The sequence below is a fragment of the Methyloceanibacter sp. genome (assembly GCF_050999895.1).
In the GTDB taxonomy this organism is placed as follows: Bacteria; Pseudomonadota; Alphaproteobacteria; order Rhizobiales; family Methyloligellaceae; genus Methyloceanibacter.
Genome location: NZ_JBPCOU010000101.1, coordinates 1 through 10950 on the forward strand (window position 1 = coordinate 1; position 10950 = coordinate 10950).

Below are 10950 nucleotides of genomic sequence, written 5' to 3' on the forward strand. Positions count from 1 at the left end.
ATGATCCCGCAGTGCTTCGTGGCTCACCCTGCATGCGACCGTGCTTCCGTTCTCGTCCTCCATCAAAAACCGAACACCGTCCTGTTCTAGGTAATCGTCTTTGAGCCGCGTGAGAGGCATCGGCGCGCTCCTGCCACGATGTCTTGTTCGGCTGGCATTATCGCTCGCACATCCGGCGCTCGCACACCCCCTTCCAGGGCTACCGGTGATCTCGCGAAGTTTGCGAAAATTTTGCCCGTGGCGCATTTTTGGCACCGGAATTGGCACCGGACAGCATGGGACGATCCGACACCGCACGGTCTCACCCGGTCGGTGGGAGGTAGTGCAATCGCAGAAAACCGGGCTCTGCGAGGACTAACCGGGATAGCGCGTCACGACCACATTCGGTTTAGCAAAGCGCCGCCTTCAGCCTCTCGGCCACGTCGCCGGTCCGTCACTCCTACTCGACGCAAGCGGTGCGGGGCAAGACTTCCCGAGCCTAAGTCCCTCGCCCTCCCCAACTGGCAAAGGTGAAGGGCCGTCGGTCAAACCTTCAAATTCCTGCCATCTTTCGTTCTAACCCATTGGATATCGATAGAGTTTGAGGGGAAGGCAACCGACTCGGTTTGTGTTAGAATCACTACCTTGGATACGGGGAAAGCAATGCGCTGGCGCAACTGCCCGAGAACGCTCGGACGACTCGCTTTCGCTGCGGGTTTCTTGGCGCTGTTCACAGGACAGGCTGCGGCAGCGGACGTCGCCTATTGCGTGACCTGCGATAACCCCAATCAAACCTATGTCTGCCGCGTGACCGGGCAAAGCTCGCGGCCTTCCGATGCGCTCAAGCTTTATTGCGTTGTGCGCACCGCGAAAGAGGGCAAGCACGCCTCCTGCACCGCGCAGCGCGCCGATCCGAGCTGCGCCGGCATCGAGAAAGTCTATTCCTATGACGGCCCGGCGATGTCGCCGGCGGACATCGCGGAACCAAAGGTCCACAAGCTTCAGAAAAAGATCGCACGCGAGCAACAGGCCTTCGAGAAGCCCAAAGGCGGCGCGCCGAAATCCCTGGTCGAGCTGGGAGGTCGCGCCTATAGCGCCTCTCGCGATCGCTGGCGCAAGATTGGCGGCTCGCACGAAGCGGAAGCGCCGCAAACCACATTGCCCCCAGAATCGCAGGCCACCGCTGCACCGCATCAGTCGGAGTCGCTCTCGCTTCAGGCGGCGCCGCAGATGGACACCCCTGCCCCGACGTCAGCGCAAGCCACCACGGCCTCGATCGTGCCGAGCGAGCCCAGCGCAAGCCGGGCACAGCGGATGGGCTCAGCGGTCGGCGGGTTCACGCGCAAAAGCTGGCGCTGCATGCGCTCGCTGTTCCGGACCTGCTCGGAACCGGAGCCCGACGCTCTGCAATAGCGGCGGCCTCTCCCCCCTGAAAGGAAATGGCCGGCAAAAGCCGGCCATCACACCTCCCGCTTTTCGCGGCTGTGTTTTTAGTGCGTCTGCAACCACTTGCGGGCGAGCCGCTGTGCCTCGGCGATCTGCTCGGCAGACATCTCGCGGGCGAGCTCGACCCGGTGCGACCGGGCTTCGTGATTGCCGCGCGCGGCCGCCAGATTGAACCATTTATGCGCCACGACGAGATCCGGGTTTACGTCCTTGCCCGTGGCGTATTGCATTCCCAACTCGAATAAAGCGTCCGGCGCACCCGTCTGGGCCGCGAGCTCGACGCTCTCCACAATCATCCGTGCCATCGTCTATAGTCCCCCTTGCAACCCCTGAATCTTCGAACAACTGTCAGTCTTAAGGTTGATCCGAAAGAAATGACGTTCTGATGGGGGTAATCATGCGTCCGCAGCTTCAACAACTCATGAAGGAGCGTGATTAATGCAAACTCACCAAAACAATAATGCCCAGTAATATTGGTTTATGCTGCGAGCGCATGCGCGGGGCATTGGTTAATCTAGGCTCGCGTCAAGGATTTCTTGACCAATCGCGCTCACACCCCGTCAACCAAGAAACGTTTTCGCCGAATGCGCCTGAAGCCGATTTGCGCAGGCTGGACCGAAGCGCCTAGGGCCTGAGCACGGTCGATCCCGTGGTCAGCCGCGCCTCGAGATCGGCATGGGCGCGGGCCGCTTCGGCCAGCGCATAACTCTGATCGACGGCGATCTTCACCGCGCCGCTCTTCAGGACGTCGAATAGATCGTTCGCGGTCGCGACAAGGTCCTTGCGGTTCGCGGTATAGTGGTTGAGCGAGGGCCGCGTCGCGAAAAGCGAGCCCTTCTGTGACAGCAGCGTGATCTTGAACTCCGGCACAGGCCCCGACGACTGGCCGAAGCTCACCCACATGCCGCGCGGCTTTAGGCAATCGAGCGAGCCGGGAAAGGTATCCTTGCCCACGGAATCGTAGACGACGTCGACGCCCTTATCCTTGGTGTAGGCCTTCACCATCGGGACGAAGTCCTCTTCCTTATAGTTGATGACATGGGTGCAGCCATGCGCCCGCGCGATCAGAGCCTTTCCGGCCGAGCCCACCGTGCCGATGACCGTGGCGCCGAGCGCAGCCGCCCATTGGCAGGCGATCAGCCCGACGCCGCCCGCCGCGGCATGAAACAGCAGCGTCGTCTTCGGCCCGACCTTGTAGGTCTGGCGGAGGAGATATTGCGCCGTCATGCCCTTGAGCATGATCGCCGCCGCGGTCTCGTCGTCGATCGCGTCGGGAAGCTTCACCACCCGGTCCGCCGCGATCAGCCGCTCTTGCGCATAGGCGCCGACCGGCCCGGCATAGGCGACCCGGCGTCCGGCCTTCAGGTCACGCACGCCCTCGCCCACCGCCGTGACGACGCCCGCGGCCTCGGAGCCGGGAACGAAGGGCAGCGCATCCTGCGGGTACAACCCGGTGCGCATATACACGTCGATGAAATTGAGGCCGATGGCGGTCTGGCGGATGCGGACTTCGCCGGGACCGGGCTCGCCCACCTCGACCACTTCCCATTTGAGGACGTCCGGCCCGCCATAGTCATGCACGCGGATCGCGTGGGTCATGCTTTTACTCCGCATCTCTCGTTGTCATGCCCGGCTTTATGCCGGGCATAGGCGGCTTTTTTGGCGCCAAAACGTGGATGGCCGGGACAGGCCCGGCCATGACGGTCTTTCAAACACGAATAGACCTACTCGATGCCGAGCTTGGCCTTGAGGAGATCGTTGACGGCTTGTGGGCTCGCCTTGCCGCCGGTCGCCTTCATCGCCTGGCCCACGAACCAGCCGAGCATGGACGGCTTCGCCTTCACCTGCTCGACCTTGTCGGGATTGGCTGCGATCACCGCGTCCACCGCCGTCTCGATCGCGCCCATATCGGTGACCTGCGTCAGCCCGCGCGCCTCGACGATCGCCTTGGGGTCGCCGCCCTCGCTCCAGACGATGTCGAACACGTCCTTGGCGATCTTGCCGGAAATGGTGCCGGCCTTGATGAGGTCGAGGATGCCGCGGAGCTGCGCCGTCGTGACGGGACTGTCGAGAATGCTGCGCCCTTCCTTGTTCAGGCGCCCGAACAGCTCGTTGACGACCCAGTTCGCCGCAAATTTTGGATCTATCTCAAAATCACCGACTGCAGTCGCGGACGATCCTCCTCTGGCAGTACCGACAGCAGAAACAATGCCCCCATCTTCTATCTTTTGGCGGCCAAGGACCGCCTCGAAATAATCCGCGGACTCACGCTCAGCAATCAGCACGTCGGCGTCGTAGGGCGTGAGGCCGTAGTCCTCGACGAAGCGCGCGCGCTTGACGTCCGGCAGCTCCGGCAGATGCTCAGCGAGCGCATCGACATAGTCTTGCGTCAGCTCCAGCGGCAAAAGGTCTGGATCGGGAAAATAGCGGTAGTCATGCGCCTCTTCCTTGGAGCGCATCGAGCGCGTCTCGCCGGTCTTGGCGTCGAACAGCCGCGTCTGCTGCTCGATCGTGCCTCCCTCCTCGATGATCTCGATCTGCCGCCGCGCCTCATACTCGATGGCCTGGCCGATGAAGCGAATGGAATTGACGTTCTTGATCTCGCAGCGCGTACCGAGCGGCTCGCCGGGCCGGCGCACCGACACGTTGACGTCCGCGCGCAGCGACCCCTCTTCCATATTGCCGTCGCAGGTGCCGAGATAACGCAGGATGATGCGAAGCTTGGTGATGAAGGCACGTGCCTGCTCCGAGGAGCGCATGTCGGGCTTCGACACGATCTCCATCAGCGCGACGCCGGAGCGGTTGAGGTCGACATAGGAGAATTGCGGATGCTGGTCGTGCAGGCTCTTGCCCGCATCCTGCTCCAGATGCAGGCGCTCGATGCCGACCGTGAAACGCTCGCCGCCGAGGAGATCGACGGTGACCTCGCCCTCGCCGACGATGGGGCTCTTATACTGCGAGATCTGATAGCCCTGCGGCAGGTCGGGATAGAAATAGTTCTTGCGGTCGAACACCGAGGAAAGATTGATGCCCGCCTTGAGGCCGAGGCCGGTGCGGATCGCTTGGGCGATGCATTCCTCGTTGATGACGGGAAGCATGCCGGGCATGGCGGCATCGACCAGGCTCACATGGCTGTTGGGCTCGCCGCCAAATTCGGTCGAGGCGCCCGAGAACAGCTTGGCGTTGGAGGTGACCTGGGCATGGATCTCCATCCCGATCACGATCTCCCACGGGCCGGTCTCGCCTTCGATGAGATCGTCGGAGTTGGCGCGTTCTTGCATGACTGCTGCCGCTAGTCCTTGTCCTGCGTCTGCTGGCGGAGTTTCTCCTCCTCGTACTGGATGAACCAGCCGATCATTTGACGCCACAGCGCCTCGACCAGCTCCGGCGGCAAGTCCTTCTCGCCGGCACGGGCCCGCACCTTGTCGATGACCTGCTGCACGCGCCAGGGCACCCGCGCCTCGGCCGGAGAGTTTTTCAGCTGCCAGGCGCGATCCACATAACCGAAGCGTTCTCCGATCAGGTCGACGAGTGTCTTGTCGATGCGGTCGATCTCCGCCCGCACCTCGTCCATCGTGCTGCAATCTTCAGCCTGCCGTGGCGCCATATCCGTCATCCTCTAAGCCGTCGCGTTCGGCACCACCGCATCTGCCTCGATCTCGACGAGCCAGTCCCGATCGATGAAGCCCGAGACCTCAAGCATGCTGCTCGCAGGGCGGATGTCGCCGAAGAATTCGCCATGCACGCGACCGACCTCTTCCCAATGCGAAACATCGACGAGATAGACCCTGGTGCGGATCACGTCCTTGAGGCTGGCGCCCGCATCGGCGAGCGCCTTGGCGATGACCTCAAGGGTGGCCCGCGTTTGCGCCGCAGGGTCGCCTACGGCCGCCTTCTTGCCACCGGACCCCGCCGTGGTGCCGCCGACAGCAACGATATTCCCGATGCGGACGGCGCGGGAAAAGCCGATGATCGGCTCATAGACGCTGCCCGAGCTGACATTGACGCGCTTCAGTGTCATGCGGCGTTGCTCCACCAATCTTGTGGTTTAGAAAGAGGACCGGCGGCCTCCTCGATGACGCGGCCAACGCTGAACAGCGTCTCCTCGTCGAAGGGCCTGCCGATCAGCTGAAGTCCGAGGGGCGTTCCCTCCGACGAAAGCCCGGCAGGCACCGACATGCCGGGCAGCCCCGCCATGTTCACGGTCACCGTGAAAATATCGTTGAGATACATCTCAAGCGGATCGCCAGACTTCTCGCCGAGCGCGAAAGCCGGTCCCGGTGTCGTCGGCGTCAGCATGACATCCACCTTTTCGAACGCCGTGTCGAAGTCGCTCTTGATCAGGGTGCGCACCTTCTGCGCCTTGAGATAATAGGCATCGTAATAGCCGGCGGAGAGAACGTAAGTGCCGATCAGGATGCGGCGCTTCACCTCCGCGCCGAACCCGGAAGCGCGCGTATTCTCATACATCGAGGTCACGTCGGAGCCCGCCTCGCGCAAGCCATAGCGCACGCCGTCATAGCGGGCGAGATTGGAGGAGGCCTCGGCAGGTGCCACGATATAATAAGAGGGCAGCGCATATTTTGTGTGCGGCAGGCTCACCTCGCGGATCTCCGCGCCTGCGTCTTTCAGCCACTGAATGCCTTTCTGCCACAGCGCCTCGATCTCCGGCGCCATGCCCTCGACGCGATATTCCTTGGGGATGCCGACAACGAGGCCCTTCACGCCACGGTCGACCGCAGCCTCATAATCGGGCACGGGCGCGTCGACGCTCGTGGTGTCCTTGGGATCGTGACTCGCCATGACCTTGAGCAGGATCGCGGCGTCGCGCACGCTGCGCGCGATCGGACCCGCCTGATCGAGGGAGGACGCGAAGGCGACGATGCCCCAGCGCGAGCAGCGCCCGTAAGTTGGCTTGATGCCGACGGTGCCGGTGACGGCGGCGGGCTGGCGGATCGAGCCGCCGGTATCGGTTCCGGTGGCGCCCATGCAGAGCCGAGCCGCGACCGCCGCTGACGAGCCTCCGGAAGAGCCGCCCGGCACAAGGGTGGCGTCGGAGCCGTTGCGCCGCCAAGGATTGGCGACCGCGCCGTAAAAGCTCGCCTCGTTGGACGACCCCATGGCGAACTCATCATTGTTGAGCTTGCCGAGCATGACGGCGCCGGCGCCCCACAGATTGGCCGAGACGGTCGACTCGTAGGTCGGGGTAAAGCCATCGAGAATGAGCGAGCAGGCCGTGGTGCGGAAGCCCTTGGTGCAGAACAGATCCTTGATGCCGAGCGGGATACCTTCCAGCGCACCGCCCTCGCCGGTCTTTAGCCGCGCCTCGCTCGCAGCCGCCATCTCGAGCGCGCGCTCCGGCGTCGGCAGCACGAAGGCGTTGAGGGCCGCGTTCGCCGCCTCAATCGCGTCGAGATGCGCTTGCGCGAGTTCGCTGGCCGAGAACGTCTTCTGCCGCAGACCGTCGCGCGCGTCCGCAATGGTCATATCTGTGAGTTTGCTCACCGAGCCTACTCGACGATCTTCGGGACGACGAAATAATGATCGTCGACCTTGGGCGCATTCTTGAGAATGTCGTCCGCGCAATAACCGTCGGTGACCTCGTCCTTGCGCTTCTTCATGGTCATTGGAATGACCCGCGTCATCGGCGCCACGTTGCTCGTGTCGATCTCATCGAGCTGGGCCACCCAGTCGAGAATGCCGGAGAGCTCCTTCTCCAGGCGCTCCGCCTCTTCCTCGGTGATGGCCAGCCGGGCAAGGCGGGCGATGCGGTGAACGGTGGCGCGATCGACGGACATGGGGTTCTTGGTCTGCGAATGGGATCGGCGGAGGAGTAGCACCGGCCTGCGCGGGCGGCAATGTGATGCCGACCCTGGGTGCTGGCAGAGGGCAAGCTCAGGCCTCGAAGGCGACACCGACCTTCGGCACGACCACCTTGCGTCCCTTCATTTCGGCCACGAATTTGTCCGCCGTCTGATCGAGCTGAGGGAAGGTACCGTAATGGCAGGGCATCACGGCCTCGAATTGGAAATAGCGCTTGCAGGCAAGCGCCGCGGTCCTGGCCCCCATGGTGAAACGGTCGCCGATGGGCACGAACCCGATCTGGGGCTGATAGAGTTCATGGATGAGCGCCATGTCGGAGAAGATCGCCGTATCGCCCATATGGTAGACGGTCTTGCCGTCCTTCGGCTGAACCACGACCCCGCAGGCGGCGCCGAGATAGATTGGATTGCCGTCCACCAAAACGCTGGAGGAATGCCACGCCGGCACGAAGCTGATGTCGAAATCCTCATGATGCAGTGTGCCGCCGGTATTGCCGGGGTCCACCTTCTCAAGCCCCTGCGCTCCGAAATGCATCGCAAGCTCGAAGACCGCGATCAGCGGAGCATCGGTCTCCTTGCAGACCGCGACCGCGTCGCCAGAATGGTCAAAGTGCCCGTGGGTGAGCGCGACGTGGGTCACGCCCTTAGTGGCTTGGCGCACGGTGACCCCGGAGTCCTCGAAGGTCGAATTGCCGTTGAAGAACGGATCGATCAGGAGGCTGCTCTTGAAGGTGTCGAGGCGAAAGCAGGAATGGCCAAACCAGGTGATCTGCATGATAGAGACGCTCCATTGAAGCCTTGAGGCGGACTATAGGAAGGGAGCGCCAGTTGACAACCGCCCGTCGGCAAGCGCCCTTGATGCCGTGAGCAAGACTTCTCCGGAAATCACCATCGAGCGCCTCCCGGCCCTCCTCGCCCGCGAGTCGCGGCTGCTCGGGCTCGATGTCGGCACCAAGACCGTGGGGCTCGCTTTGTCGGATGTGAGCCGCAGCATCGCCACGCCCTACGACACCATCAGGCGGACGAAATTCACCGAAGACGCCAAGACCATCGCCGCTATCGTCGAGCAGCAGGGCGTTGGCGCTCTCGTCATTGGATTACCCATTAATCTCGATGGTTCCGGAGGCCCGCGGACGCAGTCGACCCGAGCCTTCGCGCGCAACCTTGCAGTTCATGTGTCGGTGCCGATGATCTTTTGGGACGAGCGGCTCTCGACCGCCGCGGTGGAGCGTCACCTCATTGAAGCGGACGTTTCTCGCAAGCGGCGCGCCGAACTCGTCGACCGCATGGCGGCCGCCTACATCCTGCAAGGCGCGCTCGACCGCTTAAGACGCCTAGCCTAACGTCACCCGCAAATTGTCATTGAAGATCAGATAGCCCCCCGGATTCTCGGGGCAGAGTCCCACGCCGCAGAGGAGCAGTGTGGAGACGATATTTGCAATGATGATGGTCCCGAAGACGACGAGCGCCATCAACGACAGAATATCCATTCGCGGCGGCGCCGCCGGCGCGAACTGCCGATCGAACAGGAGCATGAAGCTTGCGCCGACGACCATGAGCACGAAGGCGATTAGCGCCCAGGTATAGAGGTGAATGCCGAAAATGGGATTGCCGTACGATCCAGTGCCGGGAACGATGTGAATGAGAACCTGGCGCCCGGCAATGATCGCGCCTACGACGGCTCCTAAAATCACCACGCCATAATGGCTTGCGCGGGCGCCGAAGATGAGATTTAGAGCGAGACCGAAGCCAGCGGCGATGAAGCCGACCCGTTGCAGGATGCACAGCGGACAAGGCAGATCGCGGAACCAGACCTGGTCCACGAAAGCGAGAATAAGCACGGTGCTGACGGCGATCAAGCCGAGCGCGTTGAGTACCCGGGACTGGTCGGCGGTCACACCGCTCTCCTCAAAACTAAAGCGCGATGTTGAGCACGTCGGCCACATGCATGCGGAATAGAACGAGGAGCATTAGCACGCCGGCGACCCAGAAGCCCATCGCCGTCTCGCGTCGCCGTGTCCAAGCCGCGGCGAGCCCGCAGGCAAACAGAAGAAAAGGTAACGTCATCATGGCACGCAGCCTCCGCCTTGACCGGGCTACTGCCTGGCATCAATTCGCCCAAGTTCACGGAGTCTCGGTGATTCGCGCCGGGGCGTAAACCGCTAACTTGTTGAATCGGAGCCTCAATAGGGGCGCCAAACGCGGAAGAGGCCGCCTACCGGCGGCCTCAAATACGTCTACCCGATCAGCAGGGGCGACACCAGCAGCGCCACCGGTTGCAACGCCAGCGGAAACCGGGCGGACAATACCGGCCCCATCCGTTGCACGCCGTTTCCTGAACCAAAGGCGAAAAATTTTTCGTCACACCGAGACCCCCGAGCGTGCTCTTCCAGGTCGTGGCCTCCGCCGTCCCGGTCAGGCCGCCCGCAAGCAGCATCGCAGCAGTCACGCTCAAGGCATTGACAGCTTACGCATCCTCGTCTCCTCACATCAGGTTGAACGCCGGACCGCCGAAGCGGCACGACTCAGAAGATTATCGCAAAACTGGCGCGCGCAACACTTGGGCGCATCCGAGGCTTAAGCCGCCCTCAATCAAGAACCGGCGCCGCGCGCCGAACGATGGATGCCGTGTCCGCGGGCGCGGCTCCATTGGTATGCCTCCACGTGCCGCGGAGTCTTGTTGCGAAAAAGGCGTCCGTCACCGCAGGCGGCGCGTGGGCGTTGAGTAATGCGCCGGCATGCGTGAGGGCCAAGAGCTCCACGAGCGCCCGGGCGCCGGAGGGATCGCGCTTGGTCTCTCCCGCCAAACCTTTAAGCCGCTCGAGCGCGGCTTTTAGCCGACGTTCGCCCGGAGCAAGCTCGGCGAGCTCCGCGAGGACGCGGTCCAGGACCTCCGGCGAGCGCTCCAGGACACGCAACACGTCGAGAGCCATGATATTGCCGGCGCCCTCCCAGATGGCGTTCACCGGCGCCTCGCGATAGAGCCTAGGAAAACCTCCCTCCTCGACATAGCCATTTCCGCCCATGCACTCCATGGCTTCGGTGATGAGCGGAGGCGCGATCTTGCAGATCCAGTATTTGGTCACCGGAGTCATGAGCCGGCGATAGGCAGTGTCGGCGTCGCTCGCGCCGTCGAAGGCATGGGCAAGCCTGAACACCAAAGCGGTCGCGGCCTCCGCATCGAGCGCCATATCCGCGAGGACGCGCCCCATCAGCGGCTGGTCTACGAGGCCGCGCTGAAAGGCGGTGCGGTGCTGAGCGTGATGAATCGCGCACGCGAGCGCCTGTCGCATGAGCCCCGCACAGGACACACCGAAGTCGAGCCGGGTGAAGGTCACCATGTCGATGATGGTGGCGATGCCCCGCCCTTCCTCGCCGACGAGGAAGCCGAGCGCGCGATCGAATTCGACCTCCGCCGACGCATTGAAGCAATTGCCGAGCTTGTCCTTCAGCCGTACGAGCGTGAGGCCGTTCAGCGCTCCGTTGGGCAAAACCCGCGGCAGGAGAAAGCAGGATAGTCCACCCTTGGCTTGAGCCAGGATCAGAAAGGCGTCCGACATGGGCGCGGACAGAAACCATTTATGTCCGCTGATGACATAGGCCACACCCGATCCGGACCCGTCGGCCGGGCCGGCTTCGGTCATGTTGGCGCGGACGTCGCTGCCACCCTGCCGCTCGGTCATGCCCATGCCCACCGTGACTG

Annotated in this window: 13 protein-coding genes; 2 read left to right on the forward strand and 11 right to left on the reverse strand. The window is 63.0% G+C overall.

Going from position 1 to position 10950, the window contains the following annotated elements:
- Positions 1 to 699: 699 nt before the first annotated feature.
- Positions 700 to 1392, forward strand: coding sequence for a hypothetical protein (locus ACR2J1_RS11125; RefSeq protein ID WP_434019393.1), 693 nt, complete (start codon positions 700 to 702; stop codon positions 1390 to 1392).
- Positions 1393 to 1469: 77 nt separating this feature from the next.
- On the opposite strand, the gene ACR2J1_RS11130 is transcribed toward ACR2J1_RS11125, so the two are convergent.
- The 8 genes from ACR2J1_RS11130 to ACR2J1_RS11165 all read right to left on the reverse strand — a co-directional run bounded on the left by ACR2J1_RS11130 (position 1470) and on the right by ACR2J1_RS11165 (position 8022).
- Positions 1470 to 1730, reverse strand: coding sequence for a hypothetical protein (locus tag ACR2J1_RS11130; protein WP_434019394.1), 261 nt, complete (start codon positions 1728 to 1730; stop codon positions 1470 to 1472).
- A 319-nt stretch (positions 1731 to 2049) separates the two neighbouring features.
- Positions 2050 to 3024 carry a quinone oxidoreductase family protein gene (locus tag ACR2J1_RS11135; RefSeq protein ID WP_434019395.1) on the reverse strand — a complete coding sequence of 325 codons (975 nt, stop codon included), beginning with the start codon at positions 3022 to 3024 and terminating at the stop codon, positions 2050 to 2052.
- 125 nt (positions 3025 to 3149) lie between these two features.
- Complete coding sequence (gatB, locus tag ACR2J1_RS11140; protein WP_434019396.1) at positions 3150 to 4706, reverse strand: Asp-tRNA(Asn)/Glu-tRNA(Gln) amidotransferase subunit GatB; 1557 nt, start codon at positions 4704 to 4706, stop codon at positions 3150 to 3152.
- Positions 4707 to 4717: 11 nt separating this feature from the next.
- Positions 4718 to 5032 (reverse strand): chorismate mutase, encoded by a 315-nt coding sequence (locus ACR2J1_RS11145; RefSeq protein WP_434019397.1) that lies wholly within the window; start codon positions 5030 to 5032, stop codon positions 4718 to 4720.
- A gap of 12 nt (positions 5033 to 5044) precedes the next feature.
- Complete coding sequence (locus ACR2J1_RS11150; RefSeq protein ID WP_434019398.1) at positions 5045 to 5446, reverse strand: RidA family protein; 402 nt, start codon at positions 5444 to 5446, stop codon at positions 5045 to 5047.
- Positions 5443 to 6930, reverse strand: a complete 1488-nt coding sequence (gatA, locus tag ACR2J1_RS11155; protein ID WP_434019399.1) for an Asp-tRNA(Asn)/Glu-tRNA(Gln) amidotransferase subunit GatA — start codon at positions 6928 to 6930, stop codon at positions 5443 to 5445. Before gatA ends, ACR2J1_RS11150 begins: the two co-directional genes overlap by 4 nt.
- Positions 6931 to 6935: 5 nt before the next feature.
- On the reverse strand, positions 6936 to 7223 hold the full coding sequence (gatC, locus tag ACR2J1_RS11160) for an Asp-tRNA(Asn)/Glu-tRNA(Gln) amidotransferase subunit GatC (RefSeq protein ID WP_434019400.1): 288 nt from the start codon (positions 7221 to 7223) through the stop codon (positions 6936 to 6938).
- A 97-nt stretch (positions 7224 to 7320) separates the two neighbouring features.
- A complete protein-coding gene (locus ACR2J1_RS11165; protein WP_434019401.1) occupies positions 7321 to 8022 on the reverse strand; it encodes a metal-dependent hydrolase in 702 nt (233 codons plus the stop codon).
- 88 nt (positions 8023 to 8110) lie between these two features.
- Between ACR2J1_RS11165 and ruvX the strand changes: the two genes are divergently transcribed.
- A complete protein-coding gene (gene ruvX, locus ACR2J1_RS11170) occupies positions 8111 to 8590 on the forward strand; it encodes a Holliday junction resolvase RuvX (protein ID WP_434019402.1) in 480 nt (159 codons plus the stop codon).
- On the opposite strand, the gene ACR2J1_RS11175 is transcribed toward ruvX, so the two are convergent.
- From ACR2J1_RS11175 to ACR2J1_RS11185, 3 genes are all read right to left on the reverse strand, one after another.
- On the reverse strand, positions 8582 to 9145 hold the full coding sequence (locus ACR2J1_RS11175) for a disulfide bond formation protein B (RefSeq protein ID WP_434019403.1): 564 nt from the start codon (positions 9143 to 9145) through the stop codon (positions 8582 to 8584). The two genes, ruvX and ACR2J1_RS11175, sit on opposite strands and share 9 nt — an antisense overlap.
- 16 nt (positions 9146 to 9161) lie before the next feature.
- A complete protein-coding gene (locus ACR2J1_RS11180; protein WP_434019404.1) occupies positions 9162 to 9317 on the reverse strand; it encodes a DUF5993 family protein in 156 nt (51 codons plus the stop codon).
- A gap of 518 nt (positions 9318 to 9835) precedes the next feature.
- Positions 9836 to 10950, reverse strand: a 1115-nt coding sequence (locus ACR2J1_RS11185; RefSeq protein WP_434019405.1) for an acyl-CoA dehydrogenase family protein, incomplete at its 5' end; no start/stop codon positions are given.